The 23,111-nt window shown below is 64.7% G+C and carries 26 protein-coding genes and 1 pseudogene; 22 read left to right on the top strand and 5 right to left on the bottom strand.

The window, feature by feature from the left end; genetic code table 11:
• Positions 1–105: 105 nt before the first annotated feature.
• The 4 genes from moaA to glmU form a co-directional block, all read right to left on the bottom strand.
• Entirely contained in the window at positions 106–1,116 is a 1,011-nt protein-coding gene (moaA, locus tag TabM4_RS11795; RefSeq protein ID WP_434612520.1) for a GTP 3',8-cyclase MoaA, read from the bottom strand.
• A 246-nt stretch (positions 1,117–1,362) separates the two neighbouring features.
• Positions 1,363–2,034 carry a DNA alkylation repair protein gene (locus TabM4_RS11790; protein WP_434612518.1) on the bottom strand — a complete coding sequence of 224 codons (672 nt, stop codon included), beginning with the start codon at positions 2,032–2,034 and terminating at the stop codon, positions 1,363–1,365.
• Positions 2,031–3,854 (bottom strand): glutamine--fructose-6-phosphate transaminase (isomerizing), encoded by a 1,824-nt coding sequence (gene glmS, locus TabM4_RS11785; RefSeq protein ID WP_434612516.1) that lies wholly within the window; start codon positions 3,852–3,854, stop codon positions 2,031–2,033. Before glmS ends, TabM4_RS11790 begins: the two co-directional genes overlap by 4 nt.
• Entirely contained in the window at positions 3,854–5,209 is a 1,356-nt protein-coding gene (glmU, locus tag TabM4_RS11780) for a bifunctional UDP-N-acetylglucosamine diphosphorylase/glucosamine-1-phosphate N-acetyltransferase GlmU (protein WP_434612514.1), read from the bottom strand. Before glmU ends, glmS begins: the two co-directional genes overlap by 1 nt.
• Positions 5,210–5,305: 96 nt before the next feature.
• On the opposite strand from glmU, the gene TabM4_RS11775 reads away from it, so the two are divergent.
• Both TabM4_RS11775 and TabM4_RS11770 read left to right on the top strand, forming a co-directional pair.
• Positions 5,306–5,965 carry an HAD-IA family hydrolase gene (locus TabM4_RS11775; RefSeq protein WP_434612512.1) on the top strand — a complete coding sequence of 220 codons (660 nt, stop codon included), beginning with the start codon at positions 5,306–5,308 and terminating at the stop codon, positions 5,963–5,965.
• Positions 5,962–7,194, top strand: a complete 1,233-nt coding sequence (locus tag TabM4_RS11770) for a DegT/DnrJ/EryC1/StrS family aminotransferase (protein WP_434612511.1) — start codon at positions 5,962–5,964, stop codon at positions 7,192–7,194. Before TabM4_RS11775 ends, TabM4_RS11770 begins: the two co-directional genes overlap by 4 nt.
• 90 nt (positions 7,195–7,284) lie before the next feature.
• Here TabM4_RS11770 and TabM4_RS11765 read toward each other — a convergent pair whose 3' ends face one another.
• On the bottom strand, positions 7,285–7,749 hold the full coding sequence (locus tag TabM4_RS11765) for a CreA family protein (RefSeq protein WP_434612509.1): 465 nt from the start codon (positions 7,747–7,749) through the stop codon (positions 7,285–7,287).
• A 336-nt stretch (positions 7,750–8,085) separates the two neighbouring features.
• Here TabM4_RS11765 and TabM4_RS11760 point away from each other — a divergent pair, with 336 nt between their 5' ends.
• From TabM4_RS11760 to nuoL, 20 genes and pseudogenes are all read left to right on the top strand, one after another.
• Positions 8,086–8,451: an NADH-quinone oxidoreductase subunit A gene (locus TabM4_RS11760; protein ID WP_434612507.1), complete on the top strand. Its 366-nt coding sequence runs from the start codon at positions 8,086–8,088 to the stop codon at positions 8,449–8,451.
• Positions 8,442–8,975 (top strand): NADH-quinone oxidoreductase subunit NuoB, encoded by a 534-nt coding sequence (locus TabM4_RS11755; protein ID WP_031338772.1) that lies wholly within the window; start codon positions 8,442–8,444, stop codon positions 8,973–8,975. Before TabM4_RS11760 ends, TabM4_RS11755 begins: the two co-directional genes overlap by 10 nt.
• A 9-nt stretch (positions 8,976–8,984) precedes the next feature.
• A complete protein-coding gene (locus TabM4_RS11750; RefSeq protein WP_434612505.1) occupies positions 8,985–9,584 on the top strand; it encodes an NADH-quinone oxidoreductase subunit C in 600 nt (199 codons plus the stop codon).
• Positions 9,585–9,633: 49 nt separating this feature from the next.
• Positions 9,634–10,848: an NADH-quinone oxidoreductase subunit D gene (locus TabM4_RS11745; protein WP_434622048.1), complete on the top strand. Its 1,215-nt coding sequence runs from the start codon at positions 9,634–9,636 to the stop codon at positions 10,846–10,848.
• Positions 10,848–11,726 (top strand): annotated as a pseudogene (gene nuoE, locus TabM4_RS11740) (NADH-quinone oxidoreductase subunit NuoE); the annotation flags it as partial. The gene TabM4_RS11745 and the pseudogene nuoE, both read left to right, overlap by 1 nt.
• Before the next feature lie 65 nt (positions 11,727–11,791).
• On the top strand, positions 11,792–12,418 hold the full coding sequence (locus TabM4_RS11735; protein WP_434612503.1) for an NADH:ubiquinone oxidoreductase: 627 nt from the start codon (positions 11,792–11,794) through the stop codon (positions 12,416–12,418).
• Between the two features lie 7 nt (positions 12,419–12,425).
• A complete protein-coding gene (locus tag TabM4_RS11730; RefSeq protein WP_434612501.1) occupies positions 12,426–12,650 on the top strand; it encodes a DUF5337 domain-containing protein in 225 nt (74 codons plus the stop codon).
• Between the two features lie 10 nt (positions 12,651–12,660).
• Positions 12,661–13,956 carry an NADH-quinone oxidoreductase subunit NuoF gene (gene nuoF / locus TabM4_RS11725; protein ID WP_434612499.1) on the top strand — a complete coding sequence of 432 codons (1,296 nt, stop codon included), beginning with the start codon at positions 12,661–12,663 and terminating at the stop codon, positions 13,954–13,956.
• Between the two features lie 5 nt (positions 13,957–13,961).
• Positions 13,962–14,207 carry a hypothetical protein gene (locus TabM4_RS11720; protein WP_434612497.1) on the top strand — a complete coding sequence of 82 codons (246 nt, stop codon included), beginning with the start codon at positions 13,962–13,964 and terminating at the stop codon, positions 14,205–14,207.
• Between the two features lie 98 nt (positions 14,208–14,305).
• Positions 14,306–14,707 carry a DUF5333 domain-containing protein gene (locus TabM4_RS11715; protein ID WP_434612495.1) on the top strand — a complete coding sequence of 134 codons (402 nt, stop codon included), beginning with the start codon at positions 14,306–14,308 and terminating at the stop codon, positions 14,705–14,707.
• A gap of 43 nt (positions 14,708–14,750) precedes the next feature.
• Positions 14,751–14,975 (top strand): hypothetical protein, encoded by a 225-nt coding sequence (locus TabM4_RS11710; protein WP_434612493.1) that lies wholly within the window; start codon positions 14,751–14,753, stop codon positions 14,973–14,975.
• Positions 14,968–16,980, top strand: a complete 2,013-nt coding sequence (gene nuoG, locus TabM4_RS11705) for an NADH-quinone oxidoreductase subunit NuoG (protein WP_434612492.1) — start codon at positions 14,968–14,970, stop codon at positions 16,978–16,980. Before TabM4_RS11710 ends, nuoG begins: the two co-directional genes overlap by 8 nt.
• A gap of 7 nt (positions 16,981–16,987) precedes the next feature.
• Positions 16,988–17,398: a hypothetical protein gene (locus TabM4_RS11700; protein WP_434612490.1), complete on the top strand. Its 411-nt coding sequence runs from the start codon at positions 16,988–16,990 to the stop codon at positions 17,396–17,398.
• A gap of 12 nt (positions 17,399–17,410) precedes the next feature.
• A complete protein-coding gene (gene nuoH, locus TabM4_RS11695; protein ID WP_434612488.1) occupies positions 17,411–18,448 on the top strand; it encodes an NADH-quinone oxidoreductase subunit NuoH in 1,038 nt (345 codons plus the stop codon).
• A 2-nt stretch (positions 18,449–18,450) separates the two neighbouring features.
• Positions 18,451–18,945: an NADH-quinone oxidoreductase subunit NuoI gene (nuoI, locus tag TabM4_RS11690; RefSeq protein ID WP_161760376.1), complete on the top strand. Its 495-nt coding sequence runs from the start codon at positions 18,451–18,453 to the stop codon at positions 18,943–18,945.
• Between the two features lie 6 nt (positions 18,946–18,951).
• Positions 18,952–19,362, top strand: a complete 411-nt coding sequence (locus TabM4_RS11685; RefSeq protein ID WP_434612486.1) for a carboxymuconolactone decarboxylase family protein — start codon at positions 18,952–18,954, stop codon at positions 19,360–19,362.
• The gene (locus tag TabM4_RS11680; protein WP_434612484.1) at positions 19,359–19,973 is read left to right on the top strand and encodes an NADH-quinone oxidoreductase subunit J; all 615 of its coding nucleotides are present in this window, start codon (positions 19,359–19,361) and stop codon (positions 19,971–19,973) included. Before TabM4_RS11685 ends, TabM4_RS11680 begins: the two co-directional genes overlap by 4 nt.
• A gap of 82 nt (positions 19,974–20,055) precedes the next feature.
• The gene (locus tag TabM4_RS11675) at positions 20,056–20,559 is read left to right on the top strand and encodes a hypothetical protein (protein ID WP_434612482.1); all 504 of its coding nucleotides are present in this window, start codon (positions 20,056–20,058) and stop codon (positions 20,557–20,559) included.
• Positions 20,560–20,587: 28 nt separating this feature from the next.
• A complete protein-coding gene (nuoK, locus tag TabM4_RS11670) occupies positions 20,588–20,893 on the top strand; it encodes an NADH-quinone oxidoreductase subunit NuoK (RefSeq protein ID WP_023665161.1) in 306 nt (101 codons plus the stop codon).
• A 6-nt stretch (positions 20,894–20,899) separates the two neighbouring features.
• Positions 20,900–23,110: an NADH-quinone oxidoreductase subunit L gene (nuoL, locus tag TabM4_RS11665; protein ID WP_434612480.1), complete on the top strand. Its 2,211-nt coding sequence runs from the start codon at positions 20,900–20,902 to the stop codon at positions 23,108–23,110.
• Position 23,111 lies beyond the last annotated feature (1 nt).

The raw sequence follows: 23,111 nt of genomic DNA, 5'->3' as shown, positions 1-23,111 counted from the left end.
TACGGCACGGAATCCGGCACGGCCAAATCGACCGAAATCCGAAAGTTAACGTTCTTCCGCAATGGCTTGGCCCGGCCCCCGAAGGCGGCCCCACCCGGCAGGCGGTCACCCCCCGGTATGACTCATGTGCCGCGAGACCTGCCCTTTGACGGTCTGGCGCGAATAGTCGAAATCATGCCCCTTGGGCTTTCTCGCGATGGCCGCGCGGATCGCCTCTTCCACCAGCCCATCTTCCGCACTCGCCCGCAAGGGCGCGCGCAGATCGGCCATGTCCTCCTGCCCGAGGCACATGTAAAGCTCCCCGGTGCAGGTCAGCCGCACGCGGTTGCAGCTTTCGCAGAAATTATGGGTCAGCGGCGTGATGAACCCCACCTTCTGCCCCGTCTCCTCCAGCCGGACATAGCGCGCAGGCCCCCCCGTCCGCTCTGCCAGATCGGTCACGGTGAAGCGCTCGGCATAGCGCGCGCGCACCTCCTTCAGGCTCCAATACTGCCCCAGCCGATCCTCGCCGCCCAGATCGCCCATCGGCATGACCTCGATCCATGTCAGGTCATGCCCTTCCGCCGCGCACCATTCCGTCAGCGAAAACTGCTCGTCCTCGTTGAACCCCTTCAAGGCTACCGCATTGATCTTGATACGCAATCCGGCGGCCTTGGCCGCCGCGATCCCGTCCAGAACCTGCCCCAAGCGGCCCCAGCGCGTGATGGCGGAAAACTTCGCCACATCCAGCGTGTCAAGCGACACGTTGATCCGGCGCACCCCGCACTCCACCAACTCCGCCGCATGTTTCGCAAGCTGCGACCCGTTCGTCGTCAGCGTCAATTCCCGCAGGGCACCGCTCTCTAGATGCCGCGACATGGCACGGAAGAAGGTCATGATCCCCTTGCGCACCAAAGGCTCCCCGCCCGTGATCCGCAGCTTCTCCACCCCCAGCCGGACGAAGGCGGAACAGAGCCTGTCCAACTCCTCCAGCGTCAGGAGGTCCGCCTTGGGCAGGAAGGTCATGTTCTCCGCCATGCAATAGGTGCAGCGGAAATCGCAGCGGTCGGTGACCGAAACCCGCAGATAGGAAATCGGGCGGGCGAAGGGGTCGATCAGGGGGGCGCGCTGTTCCATGGTGAAATGGTAAGGATTTGCCGCCACCCTCGCAAGGCACGAACCGCAGCACGAGAGGGCGAATGCGTCAGACATTGGTCGCAGGTAAACGGGATCAGCCTGTCACCGGAAAACCCCGCCCCGGGTCACGCCCGTGGCGCGTCTCCACTTCACACCCCATTAACCTTAACGCCGCCCCTTCGTCTTGGCCCCAAATACCCCGGGGTCCGGGGCGGCGCCCCGGCGGCCAGACAAAAAATACAACGATTACAGATACTTCCCGGCCTCTTTCCGCGCAAAGGACTTCAACCCCGCCCCCGGTCCCTCAAGGAAAGCCCGCGCCCGCGCCGCGTCATGCTGCGACAGGTCCCGCACCCACCAGGCCACGGCCTTCTGGATGAACCAATCCCTGTCCGCCACAAAGTCCGCCGCCCAGCCAAGCGCCTGCTCGCGGATCGCAAGGTCCTGTTCCTTCGGGAAATTCATCTTGGCATAGGGCAGGGTCACCACCAGCGCCGCGCGCCGCGTCCACATGTTCGGCGACGCCACCCACCCCGCCACATCGGCAATCCGCGCAGGCTCCGCCACCAGCCGCTTCTGCGCCGCGATGCTGGCATGGTCCGACACCGCCCATCCCTCGAACCCCGCGACCCAGCCGCAGATCAACTCCCAAGCCGCCTGATCGGGCCGCATCCGCGCCTGCGTCAGCAGCTTCGCCGCCGCCACCATCGCCTCATGCACATTGCTGGCCCACAGCCCGCCCGCCAGCGCGACCCTCTCCTCCACGCCCAAGCCCGCCCGCCATTCGGCGACAAGCTCCTCCACCTGCGGGACCGCAACCCCCAGATATCGCCGGGAAATCTTGTGATAGGCCGCCATTTCGGCGGCCTTTCCCTCATCCCCCAGCGCCTCCAGACGTGCCAGAGCGTCGGTGATCATTCCACCGTCACCGACTTTGCAAGGTTCCTCGGCTGGTCCACATCCGTCCCCTTCGCAATCGCCGTGTGATAGGCCAGCAGTTGCGCAGGAACCGCGTAAAGGATCGGGGCAAAGGCCGCATCGACCTCGGGCATGACCAAGGATTTCCAGACACCCTGACCCGCCTCTTCCAACCCCTGCGCATCCGAGATCAGCAGCACCTTGCCATGCCGCGCCATCACCTCCTGCATGTTCGACACCGTCTTGTCGAAAAGCTGGTCGCGCGGCGCCAGAACGATCACCGGCACGCGGGCATCGATCAAGGCGATGGGCCCGTGCTTCAATTCGCCCGATGCATAACCTTCGGCATGTATATAGCTGATTTCCTTCAACTTCAGCGCCCCTTCCAGCGCCAGCGGAAACATCGCCCCACGGCCAAGGAACAGCACATCCTGCGCCTCGGCCAGCTCCTCCGCCACATCGGCAATCGCCGCCGAAAGCCCCAGCGCATGGTTCATCAGCCCCGGCAGATTGCGCAATGCCCTCAGATGCGCCGCCGCCTGCTCCGCCGTCAGCCGCCCGCGGTCCAGCCCCGCCTTGATTGCCATCAGCGCCAGCACCGTCAACTGGCAGGTGAAGGCCTTGGTCGAGGCGACGCCCACCTCCACCCCGGCAAGGATGGGCAGCGACAGGTCGCTTTCCCGCGCGATGGACGATGTCGGCACGTTCACCACCGACACGACCTTCGCCACCTTTTCCTTCGCATGCCGCAAGGCCGCCAACGTATCCGCCGTCTCGCCCGATTGCGAAACGAAGACCGCCCATGACTTCTCCGACAGCACCGGATCGCGATAGCGGAATTCCGACGCGATATCGACCTCGGCCGGCAGGCCCGCGATCTGTTCGAACCAGTATTTCGCCACATGGCAGGCATAGGATGCCGTCCCGCAGGCCACCATCACCACACGGTCGACGCCCGTGAAATCAACACCTTCCGGCAACCGTAGGGCGGGGTTCACCCCGCCGCCCGTGTAATGCTTCAACGCATCCGCGATCACCACGGGTTGCTCGGCGATTTCCTTCGCCATGAAATGCTTGTAGCCCGCCTTCTCGATCCGCGCGCTCTCGATCTGGATGCGCGTCTCGGCCCGGTTGGCGCGGCGGTCGGCGGCGTCGAAAATTTCGGCCCCCGCCCGGGTGATCACCGCCCAGTCGCCCTCTTCCAGATAGGTGATCCGGTCTGTCATCGGCGCCAGCGCGATGGCATCCGACCCCACGAACATCTCGCCCTTGCCATGCCCGATGGCCAGAGGGCTGCCCTTGCGCGCCGCGATCATCAGATCGTCCTGCCCGTCGAACAGGAAACACAGCGCGAATGCCCCGTGCAGCCGTTTCAACGTCTCGCGCGCCGCCTCGACGGGGGCCATCCCCCTGTCCATGTACATCTGCGCCAGAAGAGCGACCGTCTCGGTATCCGTCTGCGATTCCTGAACATATCCCGCAGCGGCCAATTCCTCCCGCAATTCGCGGAAATTCTCGATGATCCCGTTATGCACCACGGCCACGGGCCCCGCACGGTGCGGATGCGCATTGGTAACCGTTGCGGCGCCATGTGTGGCCCAGCGCGTATGCCCGATCCCCGCCTTCCCCGCGAGCGGTTCATGCACCAGAAGGTCCGACAGATTGACAAGCTTGCCCACCGCCCGCCGCCGATCCAGCCGCCCGCCATTCACCGTGGCGATCCCGGCCGAGTCATAGCCGCGATATTCCAGCCGCTTCAGCGCCTCGACCAGCAGAGGCGCAGCCTCATGGTTCCCAAGAACCCCTACAATTCCGCACATTATTCTTGCCCCTTGGCCCGTTTAGCCTTCTCGGCCTTTAACTTTTCGAACAATTTTGGTTTCAGGCCCGCCTTGTTGACCTGCTTCGCCCGGCCCAGCGCCACGGCCTCGGCCGGCACATCCTCTGTGATCACCGACCCTGATCCGGTCAGCGCGTCATCCCCCACCGTGACGGGGGCCACCAGCATCGTATCCGACCCGATGAAGGCGCGTTTGCCGATCACGGTGCGGTGCTTCATCACCCCGTCGTAATTGCAGGTCACGGTGCCCGCGCCGATGTTGGTATGTTCGCCCACATGGGCGTCGCCCAGATAGGTCAGATGGCCGACCTTCACCCCCTCGTCGAGGATGGCGTTCTTGATCTCGACGAAATTGCCGACATGCACATCCTCGGCCAATTCCGCGCCGGGGCGCAGGCGGGCAAAGGGGCCGACGGTCGCGCCACGGCTGATGTGGCAACCCTCCAGGTGGCAGAACCCCTTGACCTCCGCCTCGGATTCGATGGTCACGCCGGGGCCGAAGATCACGTTCGGCCCGATCACCGCATCGCGCCCCACCACCGTGTCCAGTGCGAAGAACACCGTTTCGGGTGCCGTCAGCGTCACCCCGTTCTCCAGCGCCTCTGCCCGCGCCCGGGCCTGAAACGCCGCCTCAGCCGCTGCCAGTTGCGCGCGGGTATTGACCCCCATCGTCTCGGCCTCGTCGCACAGCACCAGCCCCGCCGAAAGCCCCTCGGCCCGCGCCAGTGCCACGATGTCGGTCAGGTAGAACTCTCCCGCCGCATTCTGGTTGCCCACCGCCGCGCAGAGCCGCATCAGCGTCGCCGCCTCCCCGCAGACCACCCCGGAATTGCACAGGGTGACCGCCCGCTCCGCCTCTGTCGCATCCTTCCATTCCACGATGCGCTCAAGCGCCTCGCCATCCGCGATCAGGCGGCCATAGCGCCCCGGATCGGCGGCATGAAATCCCAGAACGACCACCGCATGGCGCTTGCGCGCCGCCAGCATCGCTTCCAGCGTCTCCGCCCGGATGAAGGGGGTGTCGCCATAGAGGACCAGCGCATCCCCGGCCACCCCTTCCAGCAGGGGGGCGGCCTGCAGCACCGCATGGGCGGTGCCCTTCTGCTCCTCCTGCACGACGGTCTGCACCTCTTCGTCGAAGGCGCGGGCAGATTTGGCCACGGCCTCGGCCCCGTGCCCCGTCACCACGACGGTGACTTCCGGCGAAAGCGCGCGACCGGCCTGCATCGCATGATGCAGCAGGGGGGCAGCCCCGACCTTGTGCAGCACCTTGGGCAGGTCGGAATTCATCCGCGTGCCCTGACCTGCCGCCAGAATGACCAGTGAAACCGACATGCTGCCCCTTTCCTTCTTTGTGCGCCCGTTTTACCCCCATCCGGGCGGGCCGCAAGCCTTGCCCGCTTCACGCCTGTTTTCGGGGTATTTCAAGCGATGCGGACTGTGGTCTTCGATTTAGACGGAACTTTGGCGGATACCTCCGCCGATCTGCTCGCCGCGGCCAATGCCTGTTTCCGTGACCTCGGGCATGGCGAAATGCTGACCTCCGCCGACAGCCTGACCGCCTTTCACGGCGGCCGCGCCATGCTGCGCCTCGGCTTTTCGCGTCTCGGCCCCTATGACGAGGCTCAGGTCGATGCGCAATATCCGCGGCTCCTGCAGGCCTATGCCGATGCCATCGACACCCATACCCGCCTCTACCCCGGCGCCGTGCAGGCGGTGGAGGCCTTGCGGGGCAGGGGCTTTGCCACCACGATCTGCACCAATAAACCTGCAGGACTTGCCGAAACGCTGGTTACCCGCCTCGGTATCCGCCCGCTCTTTGACGTGCTCATCGGGGCGGACACGCTGCCCACCCGCAAGCCGGACGTCGCGCCTTACGCGGCAGCCGTCGAAAGAGCAGGGGGCACCGTCGCCCGCTCCATGCTGGTCGGCGATACCGACACCGACCGCAGGACGGCCCGCGCGGCGGGGGTGCCCGTGGCCCTCGTCACCTTCGGGCCGGAGGGGCGCGACATCGCGCGGCTTGACCCGGACGCGCTGCTGGATCATTTCGATCACCTGCCGGAGATCGCGGAAAGGCTGGTGCGTTGATGGAACGTTTCACGGGCAGCTTCACCCAGCAGGAACCCATCCCGGAAGAGGGGATCGAGGCCGCCATCGCCGTTCTGCGCCACGGCCGTTTGCACCGCTACAACACCATCGCAGGCGAAGTTTCGGAAACCGCCCTTCTGGAAGAGGAATTCGCCGCGCTGACCGGGGCGAAATACTGCCTCGCCGTCGCCTCCGGCGGTTATGCCATGGGCTGCGCGCTGCGGGCGGTCGGGGTCAAGGCCGGTGACCCGGTCCTGTCCAATGCCTTCACGCTGGCCCCGGTCCCGGGGGCCATCGCCGCCCTCGGCGCGCATCCCGTGCTGGTGGAGGTGACCGAGGATCTGACGATCGATCTCGCCCATCTGGAGGCGCAGGCGCAGGCCTCCGGTGCAAGGGTGCTGCTCCTGTCGCATATGCGGGGCCATGTCTGCGACATGGAGGCGCTGATGGCGCTCTGCGATCGGCTGGGCGTGACGGTGATCGAGGATTGCGCCCATACGATGGGCGCGACCTGGCGCGGCATCCCTTCGGGCAGGCATGGCAAGGTCGCCGCCTATTCCATGCAGACCTACAAGCACATCAATTCCGGCGAGGGTGGATTTCTGATCACCGACGATGCCGAGATCGCCGCCCGCGCCATCCTGCTGTCGGGCAGCTACATGCTCTATGCCCGCCACCGCGCCGCCCCGCCGCCCGAGGTATTCGAGGGTATCCGGCTGGATACGCCGAACGTCTCTGGCAGGATGGACAATCTGCGCGCCGCCATCCTGCGCCCGCAACTGCGGTTGCTCGCGGACCGCGTCGCCCGCTGGGGCGACCTCTACCGCGCGCTGGAGGCGGGCCTAGACGCCACCCCCAGCCTGCGCCTGATCCCGCGCCCCGCGCATGAGGTCTATGTCGGCTCCTCTTTCCAGTTCCTCTTGCCTGACTGGTCGCCCGGCCGCATCAAGGCGCTGATTGCCCGCTGCGCCGCGCGGGGGGTTGAACTGAAATGGTTCGGCGCGCCCGATCCGGTCGCCTTCACCAGCCGCTACGATCACTGGCGCTATGCCGACCCTGCACCCTTGCCACGGACGGACCGCATCCTTGCGGGACTGATCGACATGCGGGTGCCGCTGACCTTTTCCTCTGCCGATTGCGCGCTCATCGCGCGCATCATTCGTGCCGAAGTTCTGGCTGTGCAGCAATCCGGGGAAGAGGCCGCGGAGGCCGTGCCATTGGCCGATTAGCGCACGAATTTTCTGCGAAAATTCAGGTCACGCCCCAAGCCGCTACGGGGCCTACAAGGCCCCCGAATTTTCGCAGAAAATTCGCCCCCCTTACTCCTGCCCCCGCGCATTCCAAAGCGGCACGGTCGAGATCGACATCTTCGCCGACCCTTCCGTCACCTCCCGCGCATGGGCGACATAGATCAGCGTGTCATTCGCCGCATCATAGATCCGCGTCACCGACAGGGACTTCAGCAGGAGCGATTGCCGCTCGCTGAAGATCTCCTCGCCCTTCGGTCCGCGATCGATCTCGCCCAGAATAATCGGCCCGGTCTGGCGACAGGCGATGGAGGAATTCGACGGGTCCTCGAACCAGTTCCCCTGCATCAGACGGTCCAGCGTGGAGCGGTCGAAATAGGCCAGATGGCAGGTCACGCCCTGCACCTCCGGATCGGCCAGCGCCTCGATCAGGATGTCATTGCCGATCCAGTCCACGCCCACCCGACCAACTTCCTCGGCCAAGGCGGCAGGCGCGGCCAGAAGGGCGGCCAGAAACGGCAGGGATATGCGATGCATGGCGAACCTCCTTCGACCTGCCGCAAGTGAAGCGCAACAGGCGGCCTTGCACCAGCCCCTTCGCCATGCCCGCCACACCTTCGGCCATATCCGACTGATTTGCTTCGCGACTCAACCCGACCCCCGTCGCCTTACCGTCTTTCCGCGCCGCAGCGTGGCCGCAGTGTGCCATTGCATACAATTTGCGGAATCCCTTGTCGCAGGGGGCGCGCAGGGGCCGCTTTTCGGCCCGCCTTCGGTTGACCAAGGGCAGGGGGAAGAGTAAACGGTGCGCAAGAGATCAAGCGGCTCGCCAGTAGTCCGCAGCTCGCATGTCGCCAGCCGAAGGAGCGCCTCGTGGACCCAATCCTCCGAGAGTATCTTCCCATACTCATTCTTCTGGCCATCGCGGTCGGCCTCGGCCTTGTGCTGATGCTCGCGGCGGCAGTGCTGGCAGTGCGCAATCCGGACCCGGAAAAGGTCTCGGCCTATGAATGCGGCTTCAACGCCTTCGACGACGCGCGGATGAAGTTCGACGTGCGCTTCTACCTCGTGTCGATCCTCTTCATCATCTTCGACCTCGAAGTGGCCTTCCTCTTCCCTTGGGCCGTGGCCTTCGGTGAAATCTCGATGACGGCCTTCTGGTCGATGATGGTCTTCCTCGCCATCCTGACCGTCGGCTTCGCCTATGAATGGAAGAAAGGAGCCCTGGAATGGGAGTGAGCACCTCTGCCAACCATGCGGGCGGTGACCACGAGGTTGCCGTGCAGGCCCTGAACCGCGAGCTTCAGGACAAGGGTTTCCTGCTGACCTCGACCGAGGACATCATCAACTGGGCGCGGATCGGGTCGTTGCACTGGATGACCTTCGGCCTCGCCTGCTGCGCGGTGGAGATGATGCACACCTCCATGCCGCGCTATGACCTTGAACGTTTCGGCACCGCGCCCCGCGCCTCGCCTCGGCAGTCGGACCTGATGATCGTTGCGGGCACGCTGACCAACAAGATGGCCCCGGCGCTGCGCAAGGTCTATGACCAGATGCCGGAGCCGCGCTATGTCATTTCGATGGGCTCCTGCGCCAATGGCGGCGGCTATTACCACTACTCCTATTCCGTCGTGCGCGGCTGCGACCGCGTGGTTCCGGTGGACGTCTACGTCCCCGGCTGCCCGCCCACGGCCGAGGCGCTGCTCTACGGCATCCTGCAACTGCAGCGGAAGATCCGCCGCACCGGCACCATCACGCGGTAAGGGAAAGCCATGTCCGAAGCCCTGCAAGAACTGGCGGCCCATATCGGCTTCAAGCAGCCCGATGCCGTCCTGGCCAGCCGTGTGGAATTCGGCGAACTGACGCTGGACGTCGCCACGGGCCAGCTCGAAGCCCTCGTCGAATTCCTGCGCACCGACAGCGCCTGCCGCTTCTCCAGCCTTGTCGACATCACGGCGGTGGATCATCCCGACCGCGCCGAACGCTTCGACGTGGTCTACCACTTGCTGTCGATGTACCAGAACCACCGCATCCGTCTGAAACTGGCGGTCGGCGAAGAGGAAATGGTGCCCTCGCTGGTCAGCATCCACCCCTCGGCCAACTGGTTCGAGCGCGAGGTGTTCGACATGTTCGGCATCCTGTTCTCGGGCCACCCGGACCTGCGCCGCATCCTGACCGACTACGGCTTCCGTGGCTTCCCGCTGCGCAAGGATTTCCCGACCACCGGCTATACCGAGGTCCGCTATGACGAGGCGCAGAAGCGCGTCGTCTACGAACCCGTCAAGCTGGTGCAGGAATACCGGCAATTCGACTTCATGTCCCCGTGGGAAGGTGCCGATTACATCCTTCCCGGCGACGAGAAAAAGGCCTGAGGCACGGTCGCGCCCCTGCGCATGACCGCCTGAGAGAGGTGAGACGATGATGGACGGCAGCTTCGACGACGCGCTCACGGGCGAACAGAAGATCCGCAACTTCAACATCAACTTCGGCCCGCAGCACCCTGCGGCCCACGGCGTGCTGCGCCTCGTGCTGGAACTGGATGGCGAGATCGTGGAACGCTGCGATCCCCATATCGGCCTGCTGCATCGCGGCACCGAAAAGCTGATGGAAAGCCGAACCTACCTGCAGAACCTGCCCTATTTTGACCGGCTGGATTACGTCGCCCCGATGAATCAGGAACATGCCTGGTGTCTGGCGATCGAACGGCTGACGGGCACCAAGGTGCCGCGCCGCGCCAGCCTGATCCGCGTGCTCTATTCCGAAATCGGGCGCGTGCTGAACCACCTGCTGAACGTCACGACGCAGGCGATGGACGTGGGGGCGCTGACCCCGCCGCTCTGGGGCTTCGAGGAACGCGAACAGCTGATGGTGTTCTACGAACGGGCCTGCGGTGCGCGCCTGCACGCGGCCTATTTCCGCCCCGGTGGCGTGCATCAGGACCTGCCGCCCGCGCTTCTGGACGATATCGAGGCTTGGGCCGACAAGTTCCCCAAGGTGCTGGACGACATCGACACGCTGCTGACGGAAAACCGCATCTTCAAGCAGCGCAACGCAGATATCGGGATCGTCACGGAAGAGGACATCCTGAAATGGGGCTATTCCGGCGTCATGGTGCGCGGCTCGGGCCTTGCATGGGACCTGCGCCGCGCGCAGCCCTATGAATGCTACGACGAATTCGACTTCAAGATCCCGGTCGGCAAGAACGGCGACTGCTACGACCGCTATCTCTGCCGCATGGCGGAGATGCGCGAGTCGACCAGCATCATCCGTCAGGCCATCGCGAAACTGCGCGAACCGGCGGGCAAGACCGACGTTCTGGCGCGCGGCAAGATCACGCCGCCCAAGCGGGGCGAGATGAAGACCTCTATGGAGGCGCTCATCCATCACTTCAAGCTTTACACCGAAGGCTTCCACGTCCCCGCGGGCGAGGTCTATGCCGCGGTGGAGGCGCCCAAGGGCGAATTCGGCGTCTACCTCGTCGCCGACGGCACCAACAAACCCTACCGCGCCAAGATCCGCGCGCCGGGTTACCTGCACCTGCAATCCATGGACTACATCTGCAAGGGCCATCAGCTTGCCGACGTGTCCGCCATCATCGGCACGATGGACGTCGTGTTCGGGGAGATCGACCGCTAATGCTCCGCCGCCTGCATCCTGTCCAACCCGCAAGCTTCGCCTTCACGCCCGCCAATCTGGAATGGGCGCAGGGGCAGATTTCGAAATATCCCGAGGGCCGTCAGGCCTCGGCCATCATCCCGCTCCTGTGGCGCGCGCAGGAACAGGAGGGGTGGCTCACTCGTCCGGCCATCGAATACGTCGCCGACATGCTGGGCATGGCCTATATCCGCGCGCTGGAAGTGGCGACCTTCTACTTCATGTTCCAGCTGCAACCCGTTGGTTCCATTGCCCATATCCAGATCTGCGGCACCACCTCCTGCATGATCTGCGGCGCCGAGGACCTGATCAAGGTCTGCAAGGAACTGATCGCCCCCGCGCCGCATACCCTTTCGGCCGATGGCAAATTCTCGTGGGAGGAAGTGGAGTGCATGGGTGCCTGCGCCAATGCGCCCATGGCCCAGATCGGCAAGGATTATTACGAGGACCTCACGCCAGAGAAATTGCGCGACCTCATCGCCCGCTTCTCCAAGGGCGAGGTTCCGGTGCCCGGCCCGCAGAATGGCCGCTATGCCGCCGAACCGCTCTCGGGCCTCACTTCGCTGAAGGATTTCGAGTCCGGCAAGACGCAATACAACGCCTCGGCCCAACGCGCCGTCGATATCGGCGATACGGTCAAGCGTATCGACGGGACCGAGGTCCCGATCCTTACGCCATGGCTTGGCAAACCCGCGAAGGCCTCCCCTAAGGCGAAGGTTGCGAAGGAACCCGAACCGGTGGCTGCAGCCGCCGAACCGAAAAAGGCACCGGCGCGCAAGGCCGCGCCGAAGGCCGCAGCCGCAGATCAACCCGCGGGCGACGCCCCGGCCAAGCCGCGGGCAAGCCGCGCGAAGAAGACGGACAAGGAATGAACTGAAGACAAGGAGCGGGGCAGGGTTTGCGCCCCCGGAACAGGGAAATGGCCATGAAGAGAGTCGAAAACCTGAATGCTCCCTCGCTCGGAGGCGCGATTGCCGCCGCTGGGTTCGGGATTCTTGCCTTTGCAGTGTCGAAGGTGATCGGTGGCTTTGACTATACGACCTCGGGCTTCTTCGCGGCGATGATCGCGCTGGTCGCGGGCATCGTCCTCGTTCTGCCTTGGGGCGCCAAGGACCGGATCGCCAAGCCCGAAGTGCAAGGCGAAGGCCATGGCTACGCCCCTGCTGCCCCGGTTGCCGCTTCCGCCCCCGTCGCGGCCCCGGCACCCGCTCCCGAACCCGTCGCCGCCGCTCCGCTGGCTGCCGCCGCCATGCCCACCGCCGCCGCCGAGCAGAAACCGGCAGGCCTCTCCGCCCCGCGCGGCGGCAAGGCCGATGACCTGAAGGTGATCGAAGGCGTGGGTCCCGCGATGGAGAAACTGCTGAACGAACACGGCATCTTCCACCTCGACCAGATCGCGGGCTGGGGCCCGGCGGAAGTCGCGTGGATGGATGGCAACCTGAAGGGCTTCAAGGGCCGTGTCACCCGCGACAAATGGGTGGCGCAGGCGAAACTGATCGCCGAGGTGGGGCTGGAGGAATTCCTCCGCCGCGCCAAGACGAACGACTACTGAGGCGGGGATGCGTCAACCCACGCCAGAGGAAAAGGCAATTGCCCGGCAGGCAAGGCTCGTCGCCTTCGTCATAGCCGGAACGATGATCCTCTGGATGGGCGCGCAATACCTCGGGGGGCAGATGGGCTGGGAAACCCGCTTCGTCTTCCTCTTCGACCTCGCCGCGATGGCCGCGTTCTTCTGGGCGCTGGTCGTGACATACGGAATCTGGCGCAAGCGCCGGGGCAATTGAGGGGCAAGACATGCTCAAGGATCAGGACCGCATCTTCACCAACCTCTACGGGATGCATGACCGCACCCTTGCAGGGGCGAAGAAGCGCGGCCATTGGGACGGCACCGCAGACATCATCAAGCGGGGCCGCGACACGATCATCGAACAGGTCAAGGCGTCGGGGCTGCGCGGCCGTGGCGGCGCGGGTTTCCCCACGGGCTTGAAATGGTCCTTCATGCCCAAGCAAAGCGATGGCCGTCCGTCCTATCTCGTCATCAATGCCGACGAATCCGAACCCGGCACCTGCAAGGACCGGGAGATCATGCGGCATGATCCCCATACCCTGATCGAAGGCGCTCTGATCGCCTCTTTCGCGATGGGCGCGAATGCCTGCTACATCTACATCCGCGGCGAATACATCCGCGAGCGCGAGGCGCTGCAGGCTGCGATCGACGAATGCTATGACGCGGGCCTCCTCGGCAAGAACGCGGCGAAGTCGGGCTGGGATTTCGACCTCTACCTGCATCACGGGGCAGGGGCCTATATCTGCGGCGAGGAAACGGCGCTGCTGGAATCCCTCGAAGGCAAGAAGGGCATGCCCCGCATGAAGCCGCCCTTCCCGGCAGGCTCCGGCCTCTACGGCTGCCCGACGACGGTGAACAACGTGGAATCCATTGCGGTGGTCCCGACGATCCTGCGTCGCGGCCCGGAATGGTTCGCGGGCTTCGGTCGCCCGAACAACGCAGGCACCAAACTTTTCGGCATATCCGGCCACGTCAACAACCCCTGCGTCGTCGAAGAGGCCATGTCGATCCCGCTCAAGGAACTGCTGGAGCGTCACTGCGGCGGCGTGCGCGGCGGATGGAAGAACCTCAAGGCCGTGATCCCCGGCGGGTCGTCGGTGCCCCTGCTCACGCAGGCGCAATGCGACGACGCGATCATGGATTTCGACTGGCTGCGCGAACAGCGCTCCGGCCTCGGCACGGCGGCGGTGATCGTGATGGACCAGTCCACCGACGTCATCAAGGCGATCTGGCGGCTGTCCAAATTCTACAAGCATGAAAGCTGCGGCCAGTGCACCCCCTGCCGCGAAGGCACGGGCTGGATGATGCGCGTGATGGACCGTCTGGTGCGTGGCGAGGCGGAGGTCGAGGAGATCGACATGCTGCTCTCCGTCACGAAACAGGTCGAAGGCCACACGATCTGCGCCCTCGGCGACGCGGCGGCATGGCCGATTCAGGGCCTCGTCCGGGCCTTCCGGGACGAGATCGAGGATCGCATCAAGGCCAAGAAGACGGGCCGCCTTTCGGCGGTCGCGGCGGAGTGAGACGGATGGCGGCAGCCCTGACCCTTTGCCTCGCGGCCTCTGGCTGCGTGCGCACCGCGCCCGAAGGCGCGGCGGTCGCGGCTGCGCCCCTGACAGTGACGCGCGAAGGCACGCCCTATGCCAACTGGGAAGGGGCCGCCGCCCGCAAACAGGCCGAAGCAGAATGCGCGGCACTGGGCCGGACCCTTCGCCCGTCGATCTATGACCGCTATCAGGCAGGTTCATGGGTCTATGTGGAGGGTTGCGCATGACCCGCTATGCGATAACCGCCCCCGCCACGCGGGCTTGTGATGGCATATCAGGGCGATGGGCCCCCACATCTTTGGCAGGAACTGCCAAGGAGAAGGCCATGAAACTGTCGCTCACCGTCGCCTCCCTGATGTTCGCAGCCCCGGCGCTGGCCGCCGACCTGCCGATCAACAAGGAACCGCATATCAACCAGATCCTCCTGCAGGGCTTCATCGGCGACGCCATCGCCGACAACTGCCCCACGATGGAACCGCGCAAACTCCGCGCGCTGGGCGAGTTGAACAAGCTGCGCGCCTATGCGCAGGACAAGGGCTACACCGTCGCTGAAATCCGCGCCTTCGTGACGTCCGACACGGAAAAGGCGCGCGGCAAGGCCGAGGCGGCGGAATGGCTCAAGGCCAAGGGCGCAGAACCCGGCAAGACCGAGGAGTACTGCCGCATCGGGCGCGAGGAGATCGCGAAGGAGTCGCTGATCGGCTATTTGCTGAGGGACACACAATGACCCATGGCATTTCGGCACGGGCATGTATTGAACAGGCGCAGCGGTGGCAGGCCCCCCGTTGCAGCCGCATGGCGGGGGCGTGACGCGCATGTGCCACGGACATCTCGACCCCAGACATGCGATGCGCGACATCGAGGCGCGCGTGAAACACCTGTCGGTTGCACAGGAAAAGACGAAACAGGCGACCCGCGCGCCGCTGGGGGGGCTGCTCGCCCGCCTGCGCGACGCGGTGAACGGGCTGCTGCGGAAGGACCGGGCTCATGTCTAACCTGAAGAAGATCAACATCGACGGCATCGAGGTCGAGGTGGATGGTGCCATGACCATCATCCAGGCGGCCGAGGCGGCTGGCGTGGAAATCCCGCGCTTCTGCTACCACGAACGCCTGTCGATCGCCGGCAACTGCCGGATGTGCCTTGTCGAAGTGGTCGGCGGCCCGCCGAAACCCGCCGCCTCCTGCGCGATGCAGGTCCGCGACCTGCGCCCCGGCCCGAATGGCGAGGCGCCGGTCGTCAAGACCAAGTCGCCGATGGTCAAGAAGGCCCGCGAGGGCGTGATGGAATTCCTGCTGATCAACCACCCGCTCGACTGCCCGATCTGCGATCAGGGCGGCGAATGCGACCTGCAGGATCAGGCGATGGCTTACGGCGTCGACTTCTCGCGCTACCGCGAACCGAAGCGCGCGTCGGATGATCTGAACCTCGGCCCGCTGGTGGCGACGAAGATGACGCGCTGCATCTCCTGCACGCGCTGCGTGCGTTTCACCACCGAAGTCGCGGGCATCACCCAGATGGGCCAGACGGGGCGGGGCGAGGACTCGGAGATCACCTCCTACCTCAACATGACGCTCGACTCGAACCTGCAGGGGAACATCATCGACCTCTGCCCCGTCGGTGCGCTGACGTCGAAACCCTATGCCTTCACCGCGCGTCCGTGGGAACTGACCAAGACGGAAACCGTGGACGTGATGGACGCGCTGGGGTCGAACATCCGCGTCGATACCAAGGGCCGCGAAGTCATGCGCATCCTGCCGCGCAACCATGACGGCGTGAACGAGGAATGGATTTCCGACAAGACCCGCTTCGTCTGGGACGGCCTGCGCCGCCAGCGTCTGGACACGCCCTATATCCGCGAGAACGGCAAGCTGCGTAAGGCTGGCTGGGGCGAGGCGCTGGCCGCCGCCGCAGCCGCGATGAAGGGGAAAAAGGTTGCCGCTCTGGTGGGCGATCTCGCCCCGGTCGAGGCGGTCTACAGCCTCAAGCAGCTGATCGAAGGGCTGGGCGGCCATGTCGAGTGCCGCACCGATGGCGCGCGCCTGCCTGCGGGCAACAGGTCGGCCTATGTCGGCACCGCGCGCATCGAAGATATCGACACCGCCAAGACCATCACCCTGATCGGGACCAACCCCCGCGTCGAGGCGGCGGTCCTGAACGCACGCATCCGCAAGGCATGGTCGAACGGCGCCAATGTCACCGTCGTCGGCCCGGCGGTGGACCTGACCTATGACTACAGCCACGCAGGCACCGACCGCGCGGCCTTGACGGCCCTCGTCGCGGCGGCCAAGCCGCTTGAAAAGCCGGGCGTGGTGATCCTCGGTCAAGGGGCGATCAACGAAGCCGATGGCGAGGCTGTGTTGTCCCAGGCCATGGCGCTCTGCTCGGCGACCGGCGCGAAATTGCTGGTGCTTCACACCGCCGCGTCGCGCGTTGGCGCAATGGATGTGGGTGCCGTGACCGAAGGCGGTGTTGCCGCCGCCACCGAAGGGGCCGAGGTGATCTACAATCTCGGCGCGGACGAGGTGGAGATCGCAGCGGGTCCCTTCGTCATTTATCAGGGCAGCCATGGCGACCGTGGCGCGATGCGCGCCGACGTGATCCTTCCGGGTGCGGCGTGGACCGAGGAGAACGGCCTCTTCGTCAATACCGAAGGCCGCCCGCAACTGGCGCTGCGCGCCGGTTTCGCCCCCGGCGAAGCCAAAGAGAACTGGGCCATCCTGCGCGCCCTGTCCGCCGAGCTTGGGGCCGCCCTGCCGTGGGACAGCCTTGCCGCGCTGCGCCGCGCGCTTGTCGCCGCGCATCCGCAACTGGGCCGGATCGACGAGGTGGCCGCGAATGACTGGCAGCCGTTGGACGTCACGGCCCCGGCCAAGGCCGACTTCCGCACGGCGATCAAGGACTTCTACCTGACCAACCCCGTCGCCCGCGCCTCTGCCCTGATGGGCGAGTTGTCGGCCATGGCAGCGGAACGCGCCCGTGTGGCGCTGGCGGCGGAGTGATCCATCCATGACGGTCGCACGCATCGCAGGCATCGCAAGGGCAGGGGTCGCGGCAGCGGCCCTGTCGGCCTGCGCGCCTGCGGCGGATGTGTCCAGCATGGGGAATTTCGATCCATCCTATCAGGGGATCGAAACGATCCTGCTTGACGGGGATCTGGTGAATTTCCGCGTAGCGATGACCGGCGCGCGGGACAATGCCGATGTCGAGGCCTATGCGCGCTGCGCTGCGGCCCAATACGCGCTGATCCGTGGCGCGGGCTTTGCCCGGCACGTGCGGACCAACGTGGCGAAACGGGGCGAAACCTGGCGGGGGGATGCGGTCTATACCATCTCCGCCGCCCTTCCGAAGGGCTTCAGGACGATCGACGCCGAGGTGACGGTGCGCGATTGCGGCTCGCTCGGGATACCGACTGTCTGAGGGAAAGGCATCATGAACGAATTCTTCGCAACGGGGACGGGAACGCTGGTTCTGGTGGCGGCACAGACGCTGCTGCTGGTCGGTTTCGTGATGCTCTCGATGCTCTTCCTCGTCTATGGCGACCGGAAGATCTGGGCGGCGGTGCAGATGCGCCGTGGTCCGAACGTGGTGGGGCCATGGGGCCTGCTGCAAACCGTCGCCGATGCCGCCAAATACGTCTTCAAGGAAATCGTCATCCCCGCCGGGGCCGACCGTCCGGTCTTTTTCCTCGCCCCGATGCTGTCCTTCGTGCTGGCGCTCATGGCATGGGCCGTGATCCCCTTCGATGACGGCTGGGTTCTCGCCAATATCAACGTGGCGATCCTCTTCGTCTTCGCCATGTCCTCGCTCGAAGTCTATGGCGTCATCATGGGCGGCTGGGCGTCGAACTCCAAGTATCCCTTCCTCGGCTCCCTCCGCTCCGCCGCGCAGATGATTTCTTACGAGGTGTCGTTGGGCCTCATCATCATCGGCATCATCATCTCCACCGGATCGATGAACCTGTCGGCCATTGTCGAGGCGCAGGATGGCGACCTCGGCCTGTTGAACTGGTACTGGCTGCCGCACCTGCCGATGGTGGCGCTGTTCTTTATCTCGGCCCTTGCCGAAACCAACCGCCCGCCCTTCGACCTTCCGGAAGCGGAATCCGAACTCGTCGCTGGCTTCATGGTGGAATACTCCTCCACCCCTTTCCTGCTGTTCATGGCGGGCGAATACATCGCCATCTACCTGATGTGCGCGCTGATGAGCATCCTGTTCTTCGGCGGCTGGCTCTCGCCCATTCCCGGCCTGCCCGACGGGTGGTGGTGGATGGTCGCCAAGATGGCCTTCTTCTTCTTCCTCTTCGCGATGGTGAAGGCCATCGTCCCCCGCTACCGCTATGACCAACTCATGCGGATCGGCTGGAAGGTCTTCCTGCCGCTCTCGCTCGCATGGGTCGTGATCGTGGCCTTCCTTGCGAAATTCGAAGTGCTCGGCGGCTTCTGGGCCCGCTGGACGATCGGAGGCTGAAAATGGCAAACATCGACTGGACCCGCGCCACGCGCTATTTCCTGCTGCAGGACTTCATCAAGGGTTTCGCCCTTGGCATGAAGTACTTCTTCGCCCCCAAGGCGACGGTGAACTACCCGCACGAAAAGGGCCCGCTGTCCCCGCGCTTCCGCGGCGAACACGCGCTGCGCCGCTATCCCAACGGCGAGGAACGCTGCATCGCATGCAAACTGTGCGAGGCCGTCTGCCCCGCGCAGGCCATCACCATCGACGCCGAACCGCGCGAGGACGGGTCGCGCCGCACGACGCGCTATGACATCGACATGACGAAATGCATCTATTGCGGCTTCTGTCAGGAAGCCTGCCCCGTTGATGCCATCGTCGAAGGCCCGAACTTCGAATTCTCCACCGAAACCCGCGAAGAGCTTTTCTACAACAAGGAAAAACTCCTCGAAAACGGCGCGCGCTGGGAGGCCGAGATTGCCCGCAATCTCGAACTCGACGCGCCCTATCGGTGAGTGCAGATGACTGACGCCTTCACCAAGATGTTCCAGCAGATGATGGAAAGCGGGCAGGAGATGGTCCGCGCCTTCAATCCTGCCTTGGAGAATATGCAGGTGAAGGGGTTCGAGCAGTTCTTCCCCACCATGTCCAAGGACATGATGGAAATGTGGTTCGGCAAGACCTTCAACCGCGAAGGGCTTGACGCCAAGACAAGGCTCCTTGTCACCATCGCCGCCCTCACTGTATTGGGCGCGCAGGCGGAACCGCAATTGAAGCTGACCGTGCGCCACGCGCTGGAAGCGGGGGCCACCCAACGCGAGATCGCCGAGGTGATCTGGCAGATGAGCATGTTCGGCGGCCTGCCCGCCATGCAGAAGGCGCTTGAGATCGCTCAGGCCGTCTTTGCCGAAGTTGAGGAGAAAGACGCATGAGCGTTGCAGATTACGCCTTCTACGCCTTCGCCATCGTCACGGTGACGGCGGGGCTTCTGGTGACCGTCAGCCGCAACCCGGTGCATTCGGTGCTCTGGCTGATCCTCGCCTTCCTCTCCTCGGCGGGGCTCTTCGTCCTTCTGGGCGCGGAATTCGTCGCGATGCTCTTGATCATCGTCTATGTCGGCGCGGTGGCGGTGCTGTTCCTCTTCGTCGTCATGATGCTCGACATCGACTTCGCGGAATTGAAGGGCGAGATGGCGAAATACATGCCGCTGGGTCTGCTGATCGGCGTCGTGATGCTGATGCAGATCGCGCTGGGTGTCGGCGCTTGGGTTCAGGCAGATGGCGCGCTCGGCCTGCGTCAGGCTGTCGCCCCGGATGCGGCGCAGGTGGAAAACACCAAGGCGCTGGGTCTGATCCTTTACGACAAGTACATCTATCTGTTCCAAGCCTCCGGCCTGATCCTGCTGGTCGCCATGATCGGCGCGATCCTGCTGACGCTGCGCCACCGCAAGGATGTGAAGCGGCAGAATGTGCTGCAGCAGATGTGGCGCGATCCGGCCAAGGCGATGGAACTCAAGGACGTGAAGCCGGGGCAGGGGCTGTGATCAAGGCGGGGTGAACCCCGCCCTACGCCGGGCGGTGCCGCCCGGAAACAAGACAAGGCCAAAAGGCCGAAGGGAACCGAAGATGGTTGGACAGTGGACGCAAAGACAGGGAAGGGCGCGCGGCATCGCCGCCGCGCTGGCGCTTGCCGCCTTGGCCACGCTTTCGGCCTGCGTGTCGGATGAACAGGCCGTGGACATGGGCCTTGCCACAAAATGCGAGGCCGATGGCACCGTCGCCGTGCTCGGCGATCCGGCGCGGCGTTTCGTGACCAAGTCGGATACCGAGATCTGCCGCGGTCCACGCCGCGACAGCTATTCGGAAACCCGTCTTGAATTCATCGATTGCCGCAGCGCCACCATCTTGCGCGCAGGCGTCACCCGCGCAAGCGCCGATCAGGCTCGTCGCGGCCCGGATTACGACAACTCCGCCGCCGTCGAACAGGCGCGCCTCCGCCTCAAGGTCGGTCTCGCCGACCTGACCATGACGGAGTCCGCCCTGCGCGCCGCAGGCGTCCCCGTCACCCTGTCCACGGGTGGCGCGGAACAATGCACCAAACTGGCCGCCGGGGCGGCCCAAACGAACTGAACGGGCAGCACGCCCGGAGGGAACGAGAATGGTAGGACTTGAACATTACTTGACGGTCGCCGCGGCGCTCTTCGTCATCGGGATCTTCGGCATCTTCCTGAACCGGAAGAATGTCATCGTGATCCTGATGTCGATCGAGTTGATGCTGCTGTCGGTCAACATCAACCTCGTCGCCTTCTCCTCCCATTTGGGCGATCTCGTCGGACAGGTCTTCACCATGTTCGTCCTGACCGTCGCCGCCGCCGAGGCCGCCATCGGCCTTGCCATCCTCGTCGTCTTCTTCCGCAACCGCGGGACGATCGACGTGGAAGACGTCAACGTGATGAAGGGTTAAGCCGCCATGGCAACGATCATCCTCCTTGCGCCCCTCGTCGGCGCGCTGATCTGCGGCTTCGGCTGGCGCTTCATCGGGGAAAAGGCGGGGCAGATCATCGCCACCGCGCTGATCTTCCTTGCGGCGATCCTGTCTTGGGTCATCTTCCTGACCTTCGACGGCGAAACCTATCGCGTCGTCCTGCTGCGCTGGATCGAAAGCGGCTCGCTGGGGTCGGAATGGGCCATCCGCATCGACCGCCTGACCGCGATCATGCTTGTCGTGGTCAACTCCGTCTCGGCGCTCGTTCACCTCTATTCCTTCGGCTACATGGCGCATGACGACAACTGGCGCGATGACGAACCTTATCGGGCGCGCTTCTTCGCCTATCTGTCCTTCTTCACCTTCTCGATGCTGATGCTGGTGACGTCGGACAACCTCGTCCAGATGTTCTTCGGCTGGGAAGGTGTGGGGGTCGCCTCCTACCTGCTGATCGGGTTCTACTACAAGAAACCGTCGGCCAATGCCGCCGCGATCAAGGCTTTCGTCGTCAACCGCGTGGGCGACTTCGGCTTTGCCCTCGGCATCATGGCGCTGTTCTTCCTGACCGACAGCATCCGCTTCGACGACGTCTTCGCCGCAGCGCCCGAACTGGCGCAGACGAACCTTGCCTTCCTCTGGACGGAATGGAACGCGGCGAACCTGATCGGGGTGCTGCTCTTCATCGGTGCCATGGGGAAATCGGCGCAGCTCCTGCTGCACACATGGCTGCCCGACGCGATGGAAGGCCCGACGCCCGTATCCGCGCTGATCCACGCCGCGACCATGGTGACCGCAGGCGTCTTCCTCGTCTGCCGCATGTCGCCCATCTATGAATTCGCGCCCTCGGCCACCTTCTTCATCACCGTCCTCGGCGCGACCACGGCCTTCTTCGCCGCGACCGTCGGCCTCGTGCAGAACGACATCAAGAGGGTGATCGCCTATTCGACCTGCTCGCAGCTGGGTTACATGTTCGTGGCGGCGGGCGTGGGCGTCTATTCGGTCGCCATGTTCCACCTCTTCACGCACGCATTCTTCAAGGCGATGCTCTTCCTCGGTGCGGGTTCGGTGATCCATGCCACGCATCACGAACAGGACATGCGTTACTACGGCGGCCTGCGGAAGAAGATCCCGCTGACCTTCTGGGCGATGATGATCGGCACGCTGGCCATCACCGGCGTGGGCATCCCGCTGACGCATTACGGTTTCGCCGGCTTTCTGTCGAAGGACGCGGTGATCGAGAGCGCCTATGTCGGCAACCACTATGCCTTCTGGCTCTTGGTCGTCGCGGCGGGCTTCACCAGCTTCTATTCGTGGCGGCTGATGTTCCTGACCTTCTACGGCACCAACCGCGCGCATCTGGCGCAGGGGCATGGCCACGGCCATCACGGCCACGCCGACCACGGGCATGGGCACGACGCGCATGGCCATGACGACCACGGCCACCACGAACCGCATGAAAGCCCCACTGTCATGCTCATCCCTCTCGGCGTCCTCGCCCTCGGCGCAGTCTTCTCGGGGATGATCTGGTACAACGTCTTCTTCGGGGACGAGGCGAAGGTGCGGTCCTGGTTCGGCCTGCCCGTTGCGGAACATGCCGCCACGGAAGGCGAGGACGACCATGCCGCCACCTCGGCCACCGAGGGCGAGGCTGCTGCAGAAGGCGAAGCCCATGCCACCACCGCCACCGAAGGCGAAGCCCATGGCGAGGGCGAAAAGGCGCATGCCTTCCCGCAGCCGGAACCGGGGCAGGGCGCCATCTTCATCGGGCCGGAGAACCACGTCCTGCACGAAGCCCATCTCGTTCCGAAATGGGTCAAGGTCTCGCCCTTCGTCGCGATGGTTCTGGGCTTCCTCTTGGCCTTCCAGTTCTACATCCGCCGTCCGGACCTGCCCGGCAAAATGGCCGAGCAGCAGCGCCCGCTCTACCTGTTCCTCCTGAACAAGTGGTACTTCGACGAGCTTTACGACTGGATCTTCGTCCGGCCCGCCAAATGGCTCGGCGGCTTCCTCTGGAAGAAGGGCGATGGCGCGGTGATCGACGGGTCGATCAACGGCGTCGCTATGGGGATCATCCCCTTCTTCACCCGGCTCGCGTCACGCGCGCAGTCCGGCTACCTGTTCCACTACGCTTTCGCCATGGTTCTGGGCATCGCCGCCCTGATCACATGGATGACGCTCTCGGGGGGCGCGCACTGAT

Origin of the sequence: Tabrizicola sp. M-4, from assembly GCF_051132405.1 — a bacterium.
Lineage (GTDB): Bacteria > Pseudomonadota > Alphaproteobacteria > Rhodobacterales > Rhodobacteraceae > Paragemmobacter.
The sequence above is the reverse complement of the archived record's forward strand: the minus strand, read 5'-3'. Positions and strand labels throughout refer to the sequence as shown.

What these genes read in the sequence shown, in the direction of transcription:
- moaA (WP_434612520.1), bottom strand. Translation starts at nt 1,116, where the DNA reads ATGGAACAGCGCGCCCCCCTGATCGACCCCTTCGCCCGCCCGATTTCC.
- TabM4_RS11790 (WP_434612518.1), bottom strand. Translation starts at nt 2,034, where the DNA reads ATGATCACCGACGCTCTGGCACGTCTGGAGGCGCTGGGGGATGAGGGA.
- glmS (WP_434612516.1), bottom strand. Translation starts at nt 3,854, where the DNA reads ATGTGCGGAATTGTAGGGGTTCTTGGGAACCATGAGGCTGCGCCTCTG.
- glmU (WP_434612514.1), bottom strand. Translation starts at nt 5,209, where the DNA reads ATGTCGGTTTCACTGGTCATTCTGGCGGCAGGTCAGGGCACGCGGATG.
- TabM4_RS11775 (WP_434612512.1), top strand. Translation starts at nt 5,306, where the DNA reads ATGCGGACTGTGGTCTTCGATTTAGACGGAACTTTGGCGGATACCTCC.
- TabM4_RS11765 (WP_434612509.1), bottom strand. Translation starts at nt 7,749, where the DNA reads ATGCATCGCATATCCCTGCCGTTTCTGGCCGCCCTTCTGGCCGCGCCT.
- TabM4_RS11755 (WP_031338772.1), top strand. Translation starts at nt 8,442, where the DNA reads ATGGGAGTGAGCACCTCTGCCAACCATGCGGGCGGTGACCACGAGGTT.
- TabM4_RS11750 (WP_434612505.1), top strand. Translation starts at nt 8,985, where the DNA reads ATGTCCGAAGCCCTGCAAGAACTGGCGGCCCATATCGGCTTCAAGCAG.
- TabM4_RS11745 (WP_434622048.1), top strand. Translation starts at nt 9,634, where the DNA reads ATGGACGGCAGCTTCGACGACGCGCTCACGGGCGAACAGAAGATCCGC.
- TabM4_RS11735 (WP_434612503.1), top strand. Translation starts at nt 11,792, where the DNA reads ATGAAGAGAGTCGAAAACCTGAATGCTCCCTCGCTCGGAGGCGCGATT.
- TabM4_RS11730 (WP_434612501.1), top strand. Translation starts at nt 12,426, where the DNA reads ATGCGTCAACCCACGCCAGAGGAAAAGGCAATTGCCCGGCAGGCAAGG.
- nuoF (WP_434612499.1), top strand. Translation starts at nt 12,661, where the DNA reads ATGCTCAAGGATCAGGACCGCATCTTCACCAACCTCTACGGGATGCAT.
- TabM4_RS11720 (WP_434612497.1), top strand. Translation starts at nt 13,962, where the DNA reads ATGGCGGCAGCCCTGACCCTTTGCCTCGCGGCCTCTGGCTGCGTGCGC.
- TabM4_RS11715 (WP_434612495.1), top strand. Translation starts at nt 14,306, where the DNA reads ATGAAACTGTCGCTCACCGTCGCCTCCCTGATGTTCGCAGCCCCGGCG.
- nuoG (WP_434612492.1), top strand. Translation starts at nt 14,968, where the DNA reads ATGTCTAACCTGAAGAAGATCAACATCGACGGCATCGAGGTCGAGGTG.
- TabM4_RS11700 (WP_434612490.1), top strand. Translation starts at nt 16,988, where the DNA reads ATGACGGTCGCACGCATCGCAGGCATCGCAAGGGCAGGGGTCGCGGCA.
- nuoH (WP_434612488.1), top strand. Translation starts at nt 17,411, where the DNA reads ATGAACGAATTCTTCGCAACGGGGACGGGAACGCTGGTTCTGGTGGCG.
- nuoI (WP_161760376.1), top strand. Translation starts at nt 18,451, where the DNA reads ATGGCAAACATCGACTGGACCCGCGCCACGCGCTATTTCCTGCTGCAG.
- TabM4_RS11685 (WP_434612486.1), top strand. Translation starts at nt 18,952, where the DNA reads ATGACTGACGCCTTCACCAAGATGTTCCAGCAGATGATGGAAAGCGGG.
- TabM4_RS11680 (WP_434612484.1), top strand. Translation starts at nt 19,359, where the DNA reads ATGAGCGTTGCAGATTACGCCTTCTACGCCTTCGCCATCGTCACGGTG.
- TabM4_RS11675 (WP_434612482.1), top strand. Translation starts at nt 20,056, where the DNA reads ATGGTTGGACAGTGGACGCAAAGACAGGGAAGGGCGCGCGGCATCGCC.
- nuoK (WP_023665161.1), top strand. Translation starts at nt 20,588, where the DNA reads ATGGTAGGACTTGAACATTACTTGACGGTCGCCGCGGCGCTCTTCGTC.
- nuoL (WP_434612480.1), top strand. Translation starts at nt 20,900, where the DNA reads ATGGCAACGATCATCCTCCTTGCGCCCCTCGTCGGCGCGCTGATCTGC.